Below are 15,732 nucleotides of genomic sequence, written 5' to 3'. Positions count from 1 at the left end.
TATTGAAAGACGTTTAAAAGTCGGTTTTTATTATTAGGAATCGCTACCTTAAACACTATGTTTAGGAGTAGAGTTAAAAATAATTACACTTATCAGAAAGGAAAGCAGGTGATTTTTTTCATTACGCTGGCTTTTTCTATGGTGGGATTAGTCATTAATCTATTAACGAATTATGCTCAGTTAACATTGTCGTTAAAAACGAATTTCTATGTAGGGATAGTTTTGTTGTTGGGGATTTTAGTGTATAGTTTTTTTAGAAGTGGAGAAAGTTGTAAAAAGATTTTTTTGTACCTCACTTGGACAATGGTAGCCAATATCATTATTGGGCAGTTTTTATCTTTAAACTCAGTGCATCATGATTTAATTTTTGAAAAACTTTTATTAAGAAATATCACTTTTTTAATCTTCTTTATTATCCTAACAGGTTTTATTGTTAACTTAAAAAATGCTTTTATTCAATTAGTGGTATTATTAGTCTCATTATTGATCTTTTCGATTACTGGAAATGCAAATTATATTTTAAATAATGTAGCACTCCTAATTACCATGATCATTGGATTCTTTTTGATTCTAGCTTTTTTTGTAAACCACCTCAATGGTTTTATTGCTAGAATGAATGCACAAAGAAATGTACTCCAAAAAAGAAATAAAGAAATTGTAGATAATATCACTTACGCTAAGAAAATTCAAAAAGCCATTTTACCAGAAAAAGAAGAGGTAGAAAGCCATTTTAAAGATGCTTTTGTCTATTATAAACCCAAAGATATTGTAGCAGGTGATTTTTATTGGATAGAAAAGCAATGGGACAGAACTTTGTTTGCTGTAGCTGATTGTACAGGACATGGAGTTTCTGCGGCAATGGTTTCTGTTGTTTGTAATTATGGACTAAATCGTTCGGTAAAAGAATATGGCTTAATTAAACCAGGTGAAATTTTAGATAAAACAAGAGAGTTTGTAACTCAAAAATTTGAGCACAATGAACAAAGTGTAAGGGATGGAATGGATATCGCACTATGCTCTTTAAAAGGAAATATTTTAGAATATGCAGGTGCTTATCGACCACTATGGTTAGTGAGAAATGGTGCGATAATAGAGTATAAGCCAGATAAACAGCCTATTGGAGCTTTTACTAGACAAAAATTATTTACCACACATTTGATAAACCTTGAGGAGGGAGATACGATTTATCTGTTCTCTGATGGATATATAGATCAATTTGGAGGAGAAAGAAGAAAAAAGTTGAAAACTAAACCTTTTCAAAATATTTTGTTAGCTATTCAAAATAAGTCGATGAAAGAACAAAAAAGAATTTTACATGAATATATCGTCAATTGGAAAGGGGACTTGGAACAGGTGGATGATATTTGTATCTTTGGAATTAGGATTTAATTCCTATCGCTTAAACATTGACCAAAAATATAAATGAGTAATCAAAATCAAATCAATTGCCCAAACTGTAGAACAGCAATAGATGTTCAAGATATTCTAGCACATCAATTAGAAGAAGAAATTAAACAGAAATATCACGCACAGTTGGCGGATGAAAAAAAGAAGTTTGAAAGCAGTCAAGAAAAACTTGAAAAAGAACGAGAAAAATTTGAATCTCAAAAGAAAAAGGAAAATGAACTTTTTAGAGAGCGTCTAGAGAAACAGTTGAAAGAGGACCGTAAAGCAATTGAAGATAAATTAAAAGCGAAGCTTTCTGAAGAAAATTCTGAACAATTTAAAGCTTTACAAAAGGAGTTGAATGATAAGTCGGAGCAGATTAAAGAATTGAATCGGACAAAAGCTGAAATTGAAAAATTAAAAAGAGAAAAATCTGAGTTAAAAGAAGCAGCTGAAGCTGAAGCTCAAAAAAAGCTCAATGAAACTTTACTCCTTGAAAAAGAAAAAATTCGAAAATTAGAAGCTGAAAAAAATGAACTCAAATATAAAGAGCTTCAAAAACAGTTAGAAGACCAAAAGAAGCTAACAGAAGAAATGAAGCGTAAGCAAGAACAAGGTTCAATGCAAATGCAGGGAGAAGTTCAAGAGTTAGCAATTGAGGAATTCTTAGCAACCAATTTTCCTTTAGATTCAATTACTGAAGTAAAGAAAGGTGCTAGAGGAGGGGATTGTTTGCAAATCGTTAATACACGTTCACGACAAAACTGTGGTTCAATCTATTACGAAAGTAAAAGGACAAAAGATTTTCAACCAACATGGATTGAAAAGTTTAAAAATGACATTAGAGATAAAGGAGCAAATATTGGTGTTTTGGTAACGAATACAATGCCAAGTGATATGCCTCGTTTTGGGATGAAAGACGGAATTTGGATCTGTTCTTACGAAGAGTTTAAAGGGCTTTGTGCAGTGTTGAGAGAGTCAATTGTTCAACTGTCAATGGCAGTATCTACTCAAGAAAATAAAGGAGATAAGATGTCAATGTTATACGACTTTTTAACAGGGAATGAATTTAGATTGCAAATTGAAGCCATTGTAGAAGGTTTTTCGCAAATGAAAGCAGACCTTGAAAAAGAGAAACGTTCAATGCAAGGACATTGGAAAAGAAGAGAAAAACAAATTGAAAAAGTGGTGTTAAATACCAATTTTATGTATAATTCAATTAAAGGTATTGCAGGAAATGCTATTCAATCTGTAAAAGCTTTGGAGTTGCCTGATCCAGACGATGAGTTTGATGTTTAAAATACTGCTGATACAATCATGTTAATTTGTATCTTTGCTAGCTGAAACTAATAAGAACAGAAATAAAAAAATGAGTTGGTCTCAAAGAATTAATAGTTTAGTACAATTAGGAAAGGTACTTTCAGCTGTTGGTAATCAAGAAACTTGGACAGATTTTGAACTTGGAATTACTGAAGAGGAATACCATAATTTAGTAGAAAAAACAAAAACGGTTAAACACCACAATGGATGGTTTACTGAAAAAGAAGTGTTATTTGCTTTTGAGTCTTGGGGAAAGGCGTTAACAAAAGAAAATCTTGAATTATGGGTTTCTAAATATACAATAACTAAAGACCTTGATAAAACAGTCGCGATTATTATGGCTGGAAATATTCCAATGGTTGGGTTTCACGATTTGTTGTGTGTATATCTTCTTGGAGGAAAGGTTAAGGCTAAATTGTCATCTGATGATAATGTGTTAATTCCTGCTGTAGTTAAAGTGTTGAATTTCTTTGATATTAATGTGGAAAAGTCCATTGAATTTATTCCGTTTAAACTAGAAGGTTTTGATGCTGTAATAGCAACTGGAAGTAACAATACAGCAAGGTATTTCGATACATATTTTGGGAAGTATCCCAACATTATTCGTAAGAATAGAACTTCAGTAGCTGTATTAACTGGAGAAGAGACCAAAGAAGAGTTGTCGAGTTTGGCAGATGATGTGTTTTTATACTATGGACTTGGATGCAGAAATGTAACCAAGTTGTATGTTCCAAAAGGGTATGATTTAGATGCAATATTTGGAGCATTTTTCAAACATGACTATGTTTCAGAAAATAATAAATATGCAAATAATTATGATTATCATAAAGCGGTTTATTTGATGGAACAGCATGACATGGTCGAAAATGGATTTTTATTAATGAAAGAAGATTCAAGTTTACATTCTCCTATTGGGATGCTTTTTTATGAGGAATACGAAAAAATTGAAGAAGTTCAGAAATTTTTAACCGAAAATAAATCTGAAATTCAATGCGTTGTTGGCCAAAATAATATTCCTTTTGGAAAAGCTCAAACACCACAATTGTGGGATTATGCTGATAATATAGATGTCATTGATTTCTTAACTCAATTGTAAAAATGAACAAGAGTGAGGCTTTATTATATCTGGAAGCAGAGGAAGACAATTGGCAAGAAGTCTTAGCGTTAAAATTGTTTGAATTAAAAAAAGAACTTTTTCAAAGGATTGTTATTCCTAAAATCTATGCCAAAAGAGCGGAGAAAGTAGCGCTATGGTATGAAGCTGAATGTATTTTATTAGGGGAGCACCCAAAAGAAATTGAAAATTCAACTTTTACTTTTGAACCCCTCAATGAAGCGCAACTAACCAGCGAAGCTTTGCTCCAATTATATCGAACTTTTGAAACGCGATATACTACATTACAATTAGAATTAAGTCAGGCATTTAAAGCCAAAGAAATTGCAGAAAAACTAAATGAAATTGCGCAACTAGAGCTAGAGCGTCAAAAAACAATTTTACCTATTGCTGCTCGTTGGATAGTTACACCTTTAACATCGATTACAGTTAAAATGACAGATGCTGTAAACACAGGGGTTATTATCTCAGAATTAAATCAATTGGATCAAGAAGCACTATTAAAAAAAGATTTACATTTGTTGCCAAATTTTAAAAAAGATTTAGAGAGAACATTAAAATCAAATAAATAGAAAACTATGTTTAAAGAGTTATGGAGGAGTGGACCAATTGGTCATGTTGTGGCAGATATACTTATGGCTTTGTCAATAATGGTTTCTGCATATCTATTATTCATAGCTTATCGAAAATTTGTAACCTATATTGGATTAGGTAAAATTCGTAAAACGACAGTCAATTATGCAGTGCTTTACGATTTAAAAAGTCCTTATGCAAAAGGAGATATACAACTAGGATTTGAGTTAAAAGAAGAAACTAAAATTTTATTACAGATTATCGATAAAAATGATCAAATTGTTACCGTGTTAAAAGAGGAGACTTTTCAAGAAGGAATTCATCCAGTATACTTTAATACGAATACAATTGCAAATGGAGAATATTTTTATCAATTAATTACTCCTTATCAAAAGCTTACTAAAAAGTTTTTTATTGTAAATTAGCCCCATGAAATTTAAAACACTTACTTTTTTTATACTTACTTTTTTGGTAGGTCCAGTTGTTTATGGGCAATACACATCTGGTTCTAAGAAGAAGAAAAAAACACATGGAGGAAAAAGCGCACATCATTCCGTTATTAAAGCAGATTTTAAGTTGCCAACTCCTACTGGAGATAAAATGTTTAGAGGCATTTTAGATGGTATGATTGATCTTGATTTTTCCTATAATTATCGTTTGTTAAATGATTTTGCTTTTGGAGCAGGAATGAAATATGGTTTTTGGGACATTGATGTAAATTCTTTTCCGTCAGATAAAGTAAATGGCTCACATAAAATCATTAATCCATTTGTAAGTGTAAGTAGAGTATTTCAGCAAAATCGCCAATTATTCATTGAAGCTGAAGTTAAAGTAGGGTATAATAATTTTAACACCACGAGTGAATATAATGGTGTAGGGTATACTTACAAAACAACTGGGGTCAATTTTGAACCTAAAGTTGGAGTGTATTTACAAACTCAAAGTGATTTGTTATCAATCGGTTTGACGGTAAACTATAATTACATGACAGCTGGTTTTTCAGAGAAAAATTTAGGAGTAGCCAAGTTGCCAGGTTTTGCAGCTGGTACTGGAGGCGATACGTCCCAATATTTTTCAATTGGATTTGGCTTTTATACATTCCTACCTAATAAAGATGATATCGCAGCTTCAAAAGAGCATTAACAAATAAAAGAATTAAGAACAAATATGTATAAATCAGACGTAGAAGGGTTAGATGCTTTTGTAGCTAAATACAAAGAGCTAAACACTGAAATAGGTAAAGTAATAGTTGGGCAAGAAGAGGTGATTAAACAAGTTTTAATCTCTATTTTTAGTAAGGGACACTGCCTATTAGTAGGTGTACCAGGATTAGCTAAAACGTTGTTGGTGAATACTATTGCTGATGTTTTAGGACTTGATTTCAATAGAATTCAATTCACGCCAGATCTAATGCCATCAGATATTATTGGTTCTGAAATTTTAGATGAGACCAAACAATTTAAGTTTATCAAAGGACCGTTATTTGCAAATATTATCTTAGCTGATGAAATTAATAGAACACCTCCAAAAACTCAAGCTGCCTTATTAGAGGCTATGCAGGAAAAGTCTGTTACTACAGCTGGACAAAAATTTGAGTTATCCAAACCGTTTTTTGTGTTGGCAACTCAAAACCCAATAGAGCAGGAGGGAACTTATCCTTTACCAGAGGCGCAATTAGACCGTTTTATGTTTAATGTTTGGGTAGACTATCCAAGTTATGAAGAAGAATTAGCCATTGTTGATGCTACCACATCTAATAAAAAAGTTGCGTTAACATCTATATTAAATGCTGAAGAAATTATTTATTTTCAAGATCTTATTCGTAGAATTCCAGTACCACAAAATGTGTTGGAATACGCTGTGAAATTAAGCGTTAAAACACGGGCAACTGATTCTACTTCACCAGAAGTGATTAAAAAATTTGTATCATGGGGAGCAGGACCTAGAGCATCACAAAATTTGATTCTAGCTGCTAAATGTCATGCTGCAATTAACGGAAAATATTCTCCTGATATTGAAGATGTTAAAGCTGTGGCAATTCCAATTTTAAGACACCGTTTGGTGCGTAATTATATGGCTGAAGCAGAGGGATATACCATTGAGAAAATTATTAATGCTATACTTTAGTTGTAATAGATGGTAGTCTATGTAGTCGCAAATAAGAAAACTAGAAAGACCAAAGTTGGCTTTACAGATGATTTGAAGACGCTGTTAAAGCAACTTCAACAACAAGATAAGGCTTGGAACCTGATTCAAAAAGAAACATATACCTCAAAGAAAAATGCTTTAATTAGGGTTAAGCAGTTAAAAAATAAGTTGAGATGATTTTTAGGTTGATAGCAATTCTTTCTTTATTTTTTTTATTTAGTTGCGATTCTAGTAATAAACAACAGAAAGTACCAAGTATAAGTAATGATTTGGATACTTTGTCTAAAATAATCAATTTAGAAAAGTATAAACCTGTTAGTGCCCAATGGGTGTATTATCCGTTAGGAATAGAAAATTCGAGTATTCCTGGACCAACAGATTATCAATTAGAAGCTGTTTTATATTTTGAGAAAGAAACAATTGAAAAATTGAAGACAGCAGTTGCGAATGATGGAGGAAGTAGTACAGATTGCTCGGTTGATTTTAAATGGTTAAAGCATCAAGAACTTACTCATCATCAAGTTTGTACGAATTACACAAGTAGCGTGTTTACTAAAGGAGCTCTACTGCATGGGAATTTTATTATAGAAGAGGATAAGGTTTTCCTAATGATGTATTCCAATTAAAAGCAAAAAAAAAGCAGTGATTTAACCACTGCTTTTTTAGTTTTTTGTTGAATTAATACTCATCCTCATTAAAGAAAAAATCATCTTTAGTTGGATAATCAGGCCAAATATCTTCGATAGTCTCATAAGTTTCTCCCTCGTCTTCCAGCGCAGAAAGGTTCTCTACAACTTCCAAAGGAGCTCCAGTTCTCATCGCGTAGTCAATTAATTCTTCTTTAACTGCTGGCCAAGGTGCATCTTCTAAATAAGATGCTAATTCTAATGTCCAATACATAATAAGTTGTTTTTATGTTGTAATACTTTTGTTATTTGTTTGTACGTTTACAAAGCGCAAAAGTAATTTTTTTACAGAAAAAAACAACTTTTTTTTTAAGAAGTTGCAAATCTCGTCAAAAATTAAAGATTTCTTAATCAAGATTAACTGATCTGTTAACCTATAAATAGAAGGTAAACAAGGAGGAGGTTTTAAACAAATTAACGATAGAAAGTTTATAAATAAATAGAAATAGTCAGATTAAAATGTGCAGAACTAATAAAATGTGTTACTTTTGCACAAAATTTTATAACAATAGCTATTAAAAAATAATTAAAGCATGTCACAAATAAAAGGAAAAGTAGCTCAGGTAATTGGTCCTGTAGTCGATATTAACTTTGAGGGTGCTGGTCAATTACCAGAGATTTTAGATGCTGTAGAAGTCAAGAAAGAAGATGGTACAGTATTAGTATTAGAGTGTCAACAACATATTGGTCAAGATTCTGTTAGAACAATTTCTATGGATTCTACTGATGGTGTTTATAGAGGAATGGAAGCTGTTGGAACAGGAGCTCCTATTTCAATGCCAACTGGAGATCAAGTAAAAGGAAGATTATTTAACGTAATTGGAGAGGCTATCGATGGTATTGGTGCTTGTGACAAGTCTACTTCAAGAAGTATACATCAAGAAGCTCCTAAATTTGAGAACTTATCAACTTCTACTGAAGTATTATTTACAGGGATTAAAGTAATTGATTTGATTGAGCCTTACGCAAAAGGTGGTAAAATTGGATTGTTTGGTGGTGCCGGAGTAGGTAAAACAGTATTGATTCAGGAGTTGATTAACAATATTGCAAAAGGATATGATGGATTATCTGTATTTGCTGGTGTAGGTGAACGTACTCGTGAGGGGAACGATTTGTTACGTGAGATGATTGAATCAGGTATTATTAAGTATGGTGAAGCTTTCGAAAAATCTATGGAAGAAGGTGGATGGGACTTAAATGCTATTGATAAAAAAGAATTAGAAAACTCTAAAGCAACTTTCGTATTTGGACAAATGAATGAGCCTCCAGGTGCACGTGCTAGAGTAGCATTATCAGGATTAACTATTGCAGAATATTTCCGTGATGGAGATGGAGAAGGACAAGGAAAAGATATTCTTTTCTTTATCGATAACATTTTCCGTTTTACACAAGCTGGTTCAGAGGTGTCTGCCTTATTAGGACGTATGCCATCAGCTGTAGGTTACCAACCTACACTAGCTTCTGAGATGGGAGCAATGCAAGAGCGTATTACTTCAACGAAGAGAGGATCGATTACTTCTGTACAGGCGGTTTATGTACCTGCAGATGATTTAACGGATCCAGCACCAGCAGCAACATTTGCTCACTTGGATGCTACAACAGTATTGTCTCGTAAAATTGCTGAGTTAGGAATTTATCCAGCGGTTGATCCATTGGATTCTACATCAAGAATTTTAACTCCACAAATTTTAGGTAACGATCACTACGATACGGCTCAAGCTGTTAAGAACATCTTACAACAATATAAAGAGTTACAAGATATTATCGCAATCTTAGGTATGGATGAATTATCAGAAGAAGATAAATTAGTTGTACACAGAGCGAGAAGAATTCAACGTTTCTTATCTCAGCCATTCCACGTTGCAGAGCAATTTACTGGATTAGCAGGGGTTTTAGTTCCTATTGAAGATACAATCAAAGGATTTAAAATGATCTTAAACGGAGAAGTTGATCAATATCCTGAAGCAGCATTTAACTTAAAAGGTTCTATCGAAGAGGTAATCGAAGCTGGAGAGAAAATGTTAGCCGAAACTAAATAATTTAAAAGCGAATTAAAATGAATGTTGAAATAATAACACCAGATGAAAACTTGTTTAAAGGAGCTGCTGATAGTATCATCGTTCCAGGAACTACAGGTTTAATTGGTATATTAAATGATCACGCTCCTTTTATTACAACTTTGCAAAAAGGTAGTGTCGTTATTACTACTGCAAAAGGTGAAGAAACTTTTGATGTCAAAGGTGGAGTAGTAGAAGTATTAAATAATAATGTGATTGTTTTAGCTGAATAAAACTTCATTATTTGAATTAGATAAAAAGTCCCGTTGCAGTTGTAACGGGACTTTTTTTGTTTAAAATACAATTGTTTTTCCTTTTCGTTAATAACTCTAAACGTTTTAAAGCACGGATTTTTAGATGAAAACAGTATTATTGCAAAACAAATTGGTATTTAATATGATGCGAATTACAATAGATATAGATGTTACCAATCCCGAGGAGGTGGTTAAAGCACATAAAGGAGAATTGGTAGGTTTAATTGCAGATGTGATGCTTTCTAAAGTCAAAAAGAAAAAGAAAGTAGAACAAGCTGTTTGTGAAGAAGTTGTGAGAATGTTAAAGGAAGAGTTTCCAAAAGGATTACAACAAGAAATGGTAGAAGCAAATGTAGAGTTTAACATTGTAGATTTACAAGAAAACAATTAAAAATATGGCCTGGTTTACTCCCGATTTTATTGAGTTTTTTAAAGAGCTAGCATCCAATAATCATAAAGATTGGTTTGATGAAAATCGTAAAAGGTATGAGACTACAATCAAAGATCCTTTTAAGTTATTTGTTCAGGAAATGATCTCTAGAATGAACGAAATCGATCAAAGTATAGCAATACAACCTAAAGATGCCATATTTAGAATTAATAGAGACATTCGTTTCTCTAAAGATAAATCCCCATATAAAATAAACCGTTCGGCAATTATTTCACCCAATGGAAAAAAGGATAAAACAACACCAGGCTTATATTTTGAATTTACGCCAGAATATGTTCGAGTTTATGGAGGTGTTTATCAATTGAGTACCCCACAAGTAGCTGCGGTTAGAACGGCAATTGTAAACGATTTAAAAAACTTTGAACAACTAATTCAAGCCAAAGATTTTAAAGAAACTTATGGGGAAATTCAAGGGCAAAAAGCTAAACGCTTACCTAAAGAGTTAAAAGTAGCTGCAGAAAATCAAGAGTTAGTGTTCAATAAAAATTGGTACTATTTTGCTGAATTACCACCAGAAACTGTTTTAGATGAAAATCTTCCTGATATTATTATGGATTATTATTTAAAAGCTAAACCAGTAACAGATTTTTTTGGAAAGGTTTTAGGGTAGATATGAATGCGGTTTAATATGTCATTTGATTTTTAGGTGTTTTTATGAAATAAATTAATTTTTGATTTACTCACTTATTTAAGATTAACGTTGTTGAAATTATTCAGGCAAAAATAAATCAGATTAGGATACAGTTTTTTTATATAACTTTTTTTTATACATGACGTAAATGTATGGAGATGCTATAAAATAAATATCCTATATTTGATATATATTATCCTATGAAAAAGAAAAAAGTAAATAAAGATTCATTAATTAAATTATTAGAGAGGATGCATTCTAATAAGCAAATTGTGAGTTCATATCTAAAGGATGAAATAGATTTAAAAACAATCAGAGAAAAAAAAATAAAACTTGCCAAGCCCCTACAAGTATAGATTTGATGAAGAAAAAAGTGTATATCGGTTCGAAACAGTAAATAATATTGATTATAGTATAGCTTTTTATACTGATATGCACTTTGAATTAATTGGTCTTCAAGAGGATTGGTTTAAAGATGTTTATCAAATTTCAATTGAGAATACAAATTCAAAAAGTAACAAATCAGTTCCGTTAGACTCAAGAGTTTCTAGAACAATAAGTGAAATAATAAATGATTTTTTCAAAAATAGAGAAAATGTATTGTTATATGTATGTTCAAACGCTGATGGAAAACAAGAAAAAAGGCATTCAATATTTAATCGATGGTACAATAGTAGTTTATATAAGTCAGATATAGTAAAAATAGATCTTGTTTTTAATACAGCTTATACTACAATGTACTCTACAATATTATATCACAATAGTAATATCAATAGTAGTAATATTAATTCGACATTCAAGAATTTTGAATCTCTCTTCAAAGGAAATGAATAGAGTATTGAATTTTTATTTAAAATTCAATAAATCATCAAAGATGCATTTAGTAATTTTTGCTGATTTAAGTGAAAAAACATAATAAATTTAACAATTAGTATTTACAAAATAAAATCCCTACCTTTGCAACCTTGAAAGTTAAAATTATTGCCGGTACAATAATTAATCATGTTAAAAACCTCTCAAATTACCGGATTTGGGATACAAATTTTTAATGCCAAATGGCTGAAGAAAAAAACACAACAGCAACAGAAGCTGTAACTTTAGAAAACTTTGATTGGAGTGCTTACGAAAACTCAGAAATTTATTCTGCTGAAGAACGTTCAGAGTTAAGTAAGAAGTATGATGCAACGTTAACTCAAATCGAAGAGAAACAAGTTATCAATGGATCTGTAATTGAAATTACTGATAGAGAAGTTGTTGTTAACATTGGGTACAAAAGTGAAGGTATCGTTTCTAGAAACGAATTCCGTTACAACCCAGATTTAAAAGTTGGTGACTCTGTAGAAGTTTACATCGAAACGATGGAAGATAAAACAGGTCAATTAGTTGTTTCTCACAAAACTGCTAGAGTTCAAACTGCTTGGACTAGAGTTAATGAAGTGTTAGAAACAGGAGAAATCATTACTGGATATGTTAAGTGTAGAACTAAAGGTGGTTTAATCGCTGACGTATTTGGAATTGAGGCTTTCTTACCAGGTTCACAAATCGATGTTAAACCAATTAGAGATTACGATCAATACGTTGGTAAAAACATGGAGTTCAAAGTGGTTAAGATTAACAACGAGTTTAAAAACGTAGTTGTTTCTCATAAAGCATTAATCGAAGCTGAATTAGAAGAGCAGAAGAAATTAATCATGAAAGGACTTGAGCAAGGACAAGTTATCGAAGGAACTGTTAAGAACATTACTTCTTACGGTGTATTCGTTGACCTTGGTGGAGTTGATGGATTAATTCACATTACTGATCTTTCTTGGGGACGTGTTAACCATCCAGAAGAAATCGTTGAATTAGATCAAAAGATTCAAGTAGTAATTCTTGATTTTGATGATAACAAGAAACGTATTGCTTTAGGATTGAAACAATTAAGCGCTCACCCATGGGATGCATTAGATGAAAACTTAAAAGTTGGAGATACAATTAAAGGTAAAGTAGTTGTTTTAACTGATTACGGTGCGTTTATTGAAGTAGCTCCAGGTGTTGAAGGTTTAGTTCACGTTTCTGAGATGAGCTGGAGTCAACACTTAAGAACTGCTAACGATTTCTTAAAAGTTGGTGACGAGGTTGAAACTCAAGTATTAACTTTAGATAGAGAAGAGCGTAAAATGTCTTTAGGAATGAAGCAATTAATGCCAGATCCTTGGGCAGGTATCCAAGACAAATACCCAGTTGCTTCACAACACAAAGCTGTAGTTAAAAACTTTACTAACTTCGGTGTATTTGTTGAGTTAGAAGAAGGTATTGATGGATTAATTCACATTTCTGATTTATCTTGGGAAAAGAAAATTAAGCACCCATCAGATTTCTGTTCTGTAGGTCAAGAGTTAGATGTAACTGTTTTAGAATTAGATTTAGAAAACAGACGATTAAGCTTAGGACATAAACAATTACAAGAAAATCCATGGGATACTTACGAAACTATCTTTACTTTAGATTCAGTTCATGAAGGAACAGTAATCAAATTAAAAGATAAAGCTGGTATCGTTTCTTTACCATACGGAATCGAAGGATTCTGTCCAGTTAAACACATGAAAAAAGAAGATGGTTCTAGTTTAGGTGTTGATGAAAAAGCTTCATTCAAAGTGATTGAATTCAACAAAGAAAACAAGAAAATCTTAGTTTCTCATGCTTTAATGTGGGGAGAAGTTGAAGAGTCTAAAAGAAAAGCTGATAGAAAAGCAGTTTCTTCAAACAACGCTGCTGCTGAGAAATCTACATTAGGAGATATCGATGCATTAGCTGAGTTAAAAGCTAAAATGGAAGGAAAATAAGAATTCCTACAACCGATATAAAAAGCCGTTACTGTTAAAGTAACGGCTTTTTTGTTGGTATTAACTCATTATAAATAATTTCACGCTTTATCAATAATAACTATCTTTGTTGTATGGCAGACGACATGAGTGGATTTTCTAAAAAATCAAAGTTAAATCCAGATGAATATTATTTATCTCCAGAAGGTTATATCGTTTTTACAGAAGCCTATCATTTAAAAAGAGGATATTGTTGTAAAAGTGGTTGTAAACATTGTCCTTATGGCTATGATACAAAGACAGATACTTTTAAAAAATAGAAGGCATATACATGAGTACAATTAAAATTAAAAATAAGAAAGCAAAATTTGAGTATCATTTTATTGATGCTTATACTGCTGGTATTCAGTTAGTAGGGACAGAAATAAAGTCAATAAGATTAGGTAAAGCAAGTATAGCAGAGTCATACTGCGTTTTAGAAAAAGGAGAAATTTTTGTCCGTAATATGTATATTGAAGAGTACTCCAATGGCGGTTTTGTAAATCATCAACCAAGACGAGATCGAAAATTATTATTGAATCGAACAGAAATTAATAAAATAGAGCGTAAACTTAAAGTTAAAGGTTTTGCTTTAGTTTCAACTTTGCTTTTTATTGACGATAATGGTAGAGCAAAATTGAATATCGCTTTGGCAGAAGGGAAGAAATTGCATGATAAAAGAAATTCAATTAAAGAACGTGATGATAAAAGAGATATGGCTAGAAAATTAAAAAACTTCTAAAAATGAAACGATTGGTAGCTATACTCAGAGGTATAAATGTTGGCGGAAAAAGAAAAATATTAATGAAAGACCTAAGTTCACTCCTAGAAAAAGAGGGGTTCATTAATGTGAAAACTTATATCCAAAGTGGAAATATTGGCTTTGATTCAAGTGAAAATAGCTCACAATCGGTAACTAAAATTGAAAATTTGATCAAGCTTAATTTTGGCTTTGAAGTACCAGTAGTTGTTTTAGAACAAAATCAAATTCAAGAAATAATTGATAAAATGCCTTATGATGAAAGTGAAAACATTCACATTACATTTTTAAAAGAACCCCCGGCTAAAGAAAATATCGACAGCATACCAGTCAATGACTATCTACCAGAAGCGTTTAAAATAACGCCGTATGCTGTATATTTAAAATGTGTCGATAAATATCACCAATCAAAATTATCAAATAATTTCTTTGAGAAAAAATTGGGAGTTACGGCAACAACAAGAAATTGGAAAACAGTAAATAAATTAGTAGAACTTTAAGGAAATGGAAATTAAATTAAAATATGATACGCCTAAAGAATGGGCCAATCAGGTATTAGAGAACTTAGACGAATTTTTACAAGACCATGCAGATGCAGAACGAAAAGTATCGACAATGTGTATGTCTATTGTTGCTAAATATCCAGACAGAAGTAAAATCATAGGGGAGTTAACGCAAACAGCAATTGAAGAATTGTTACATTTCAAACAAGTTTATGAATTGATGCAAAAAAGAGGGCTAACTTTAAATGGTAAGTTTAATCAGGATACTTATTTGAAAGGAATTTTACCGCATGTAAGAACTTCAAGGGATGGCCGTTTTTTAGATCGTTTGATTATAGCTTCTATTGCAGAAATGAGAGGGGTAGAGCGTTTTAAATTAGTAGGAGAAGCAGCAGAAGAAGAAGATATAAAGAAATTTTACACTAATCTTTATAAACAAGAAAAGGCGCATGTTGATCTATTTTTGAAAATGGCTACTCATTACTTCTCTGAAGAAGAAATAGAAAAAAGGTTAGAAGAATTATTAATAATTGAGGGAGAAGTTACTGCTAATCTTCCTTGGAGACCTGCAATACATTAAAGCTGTCATTTTACATATTCTTTTTTTCTAACGAGAGCAAAATCCTCGTTTTCCAACTCAAGGTAACCATAATCATAAACAAAATAATAGGTTTTCCCTTGTTTGGTTTTATAGATATTGGTAAAATAGTAAAAATTGAAACCATTAAAGAGTAATTCCTCTTTGGTGGTTTTTGATTTTTCTTTAGGAGTGAGTTGCGCTAAAATACGTTTGTTCTTACGGAGAATAGCGTTTACTTTTCTTTCAAAAAATTCTTTTTGGCGTTTATTGTTATTATTGTAGGTATTTCTACAAGTATCATTGCAAAATTTTTTGTCAATTCTACCACGGATTGGGGCATCGCATACCAAACATTTTCTTGGAGTAGTCATGTTGTACAGGTGTGTTTTTAGCTAAAATAGAATAAAAACCTGATTCTTGTTCTTC

20 protein-coding genes are annotated in these 15,732 nt (G+C 31.8%); 18 read left to right on the top strand and 2 right to left on the bottom strand.

Annotated features, from left to right (window positions below):
* Window positions 1-57: 57 nt before the first annotated feature.
* From N4A35_03335 to N4A35_03300, 8 genes are all read left to right on the top strand, one after another.
* On the top strand, window positions 58-1,389 hold the full coding sequence (locus N4A35_03335) for a SpoIIE family protein phosphatase (GenBank protein ID MCT4580426.1): 1,332 nt from the start codon (window positions 58-60) through the stop codon (window positions 1,387-1,389).
* Between the two features lie 33 nt (window positions 1,390-1,422).
* Window positions 1,423-2,685 carry a DUF2130 domain-containing protein gene (locus N4A35_03330; GenBank protein ID MCT4580425.1) on the top strand — a complete coding sequence of 421 codons (1,263 nt, stop codon included), beginning with the start codon at window positions 1,423-1,425 and terminating at the stop codon, window positions 2,683-2,685.
* A 70-nt stretch (window positions 2,686-2,755) separates the two neighbouring features.
* Window positions 2,756-3,802: an acyl-CoA reductase gene (locus tag N4A35_03325; protein MCT4580424.1), complete on the top strand. Its 1,047-nt coding sequence runs from the start codon at window positions 2,756-2,758 to the stop codon at window positions 3,800-3,802.
* Window positions 3,803-3,804: 2 nt separating this feature from the next.
* Window positions 3,805-4,392, top strand: coding sequence for a hypothetical protein (locus N4A35_03320; protein MCT4580423.1), 588 nt, complete (start codon window positions 3,805-3,807; stop codon window positions 4,390-4,392).
* 6 nt (window positions 4,393-4,398) lie between these two features.
* Entirely contained in the window at window positions 4,399-4,818 is a 420-nt protein-coding gene (locus N4A35_03315; GenBank protein MCT4580422.1) for a hypothetical protein, read from the top strand.
* Window positions 4,819-4,822: 4 nt separating this feature from the next.
* Window positions 4,823-5,536, top strand: coding sequence for a hypothetical protein (locus N4A35_03310; protein MCT4580421.1), 714 nt, complete (start codon window positions 4,823-4,825; stop codon window positions 5,534-5,536).
* 24 nt (window positions 5,537-5,560) lie between these two features.
* A complete protein-coding gene (locus N4A35_03305) occupies window positions 5,561-6,520 on the top strand; it encodes an AAA family ATPase (GenBank protein ID MCT4580420.1) in 960 nt (319 codons plus the stop codon).
* Window positions 6,521-6,714: 194 nt separating this feature from the next.
* Window positions 6,715-7,167: a hypothetical protein gene (locus N4A35_03300; protein ID MCT4580419.1), complete on the top strand. Its 453-nt coding sequence runs from the start codon at window positions 6,715-6,717 to the stop codon at window positions 7,165-7,167.
* 52 nt (window positions 7,168-7,219) lie between these two features.
* On the opposite strand, the gene N4A35_03295 is transcribed toward N4A35_03300, so the two are convergent.
* Window positions 7,220-7,441, bottom strand: coding sequence for a DUF2795 domain-containing protein (locus N4A35_03295; protein ID MCT4580418.1), 222 nt, complete (start codon window positions 7,439-7,441; stop codon window positions 7,220-7,222).
* 319 nt (window positions 7,442-7,760) lie between these two features.
* Between N4A35_03295 and atpD the strand changes: the two genes are divergently transcribed.
* The 10 genes from atpD (at window position 7,761) to N4A35_03245 (ending at window position 15,306) form a co-directional block, all read left to right on the top strand.
* The gene (atpD, locus tag N4A35_03290) at window positions 7,761-9,266 is read left to right on the top strand and encodes a F0F1 ATP synthase subunit beta (GenBank protein ID MCT4580417.1); all 1,506 of its coding nucleotides are present in this window, start codon (window positions 7,761-7,763) and stop codon (window positions 9,264-9,266) included.
* A 17-nt stretch (window positions 9,267-9,283) separates the two neighbouring features.
* A complete protein-coding gene (atpC, locus tag N4A35_03285; GenBank protein ID MCT4580416.1) occupies window positions 9,284-9,517 on the top strand; it encodes an ATP synthase F1 subunit epsilon in 234 nt (77 codons plus the stop codon).
* A gap of 124 nt (window positions 9,518-9,641) precedes the next feature.
* A complete protein-coding gene (locus N4A35_03280; GenBank protein ID MCT4580415.1) occupies window positions 9,642-9,929 on the top strand; it encodes a hypothetical protein in 288 nt (95 codons plus the stop codon).
* Between the two features lie 4 nt (window positions 9,930-9,933).
* Complete coding sequence (locus N4A35_03275; protein MCT4580414.1) at window positions 9,934-10,599, top strand: DUF2461 domain-containing protein; 666 nt, start codon at window positions 9,934-9,936, stop codon at window positions 10,597-10,599.
* A gap of 354 nt (window positions 10,600-10,953) precedes the next feature.
* On the top strand, window positions 10,954-11,454 hold the full coding sequence (locus tag N4A35_03270) for a DUF6169 family protein (protein MCT4580413.1): 501 nt from the start codon (window positions 10,954-10,956) through the stop codon (window positions 11,452-11,454).
* A 221-nt stretch (window positions 11,455-11,675) separates the two neighbouring features.
* Window positions 11,676-13,445 carry a 30S ribosomal protein S1 gene (gene rpsA, locus N4A35_03265; GenBank protein ID MCT4580412.1) on the top strand — a complete coding sequence of 590 codons (1,770 nt, stop codon included), beginning with the start codon at window positions 11,676-11,678 and terminating at the stop codon, window positions 13,443-13,445.
* A 113-nt stretch (window positions 13,446-13,558) separates the two neighbouring features.
* On the top strand, window positions 13,559-13,744 hold the full coding sequence (locus tag N4A35_03260) for a DUF5522 domain-containing protein (GenBank protein MCT4580411.1): 186 nt from the start codon (window positions 13,559-13,561) through the stop codon (window positions 13,742-13,744).
* 11 nt (window positions 13,745-13,755) lie between these two features.
* Window positions 13,756-14,205, top strand: coding sequence for an SsrA-binding protein SmpB (gene smpB, locus N4A35_03255; GenBank protein MCT4580410.1), 450 nt, complete (start codon window positions 13,756-13,758; stop codon window positions 14,203-14,205).
* 2 nt (window positions 14,206-14,207) lie between these two features.
* Window positions 14,208-14,723, top strand: coding sequence for a DUF1697 domain-containing protein (locus tag N4A35_03250; protein ID MCT4580409.1), 516 nt, complete (start codon window positions 14,208-14,210; stop codon window positions 14,721-14,723).
* Window positions 14,724-14,727: 4 nt separating this feature from the next.
* Window positions 14,728-15,306, top strand: coding sequence for a tRNA-(ms[2]io[6]A)-hydroxylase (locus N4A35_03245; protein ID MCT4580408.1), 579 nt, complete (start codon window positions 14,728-14,730; stop codon window positions 15,304-15,306).
* A 5-nt stretch (window positions 15,307-15,311) separates the two neighbouring features.
* Here the strand turns inward: N4A35_03245 and N4A35_03240 are convergent, their stop codons facing one another.
* The gene (locus N4A35_03240) at window positions 15,312-15,677 is read right to left on the bottom strand and encodes a DUF2116 family Zn-ribbon domain-containing protein (GenBank protein MCT4580407.1); all 366 of its coding nucleotides are present in this window, start codon (window positions 15,675-15,677) and stop codon (window positions 15,312-15,314) included.
* Between the last annotated feature and the right edge of the window lie 55 nt (window positions 15,678-15,732).

Source organism: Flavobacteriales bacterium (assembly GCA_025210295.1).
Lineage (GTDB): Bacteria > Bacteroidota > Bacteroidia > Flavobacteriales_D > Parvicellaceae > S010-51.
Note: the sequence above shows the minus strand (reverse complement) of the source record. Positions and strands in the feature narration are given on the sequence as shown.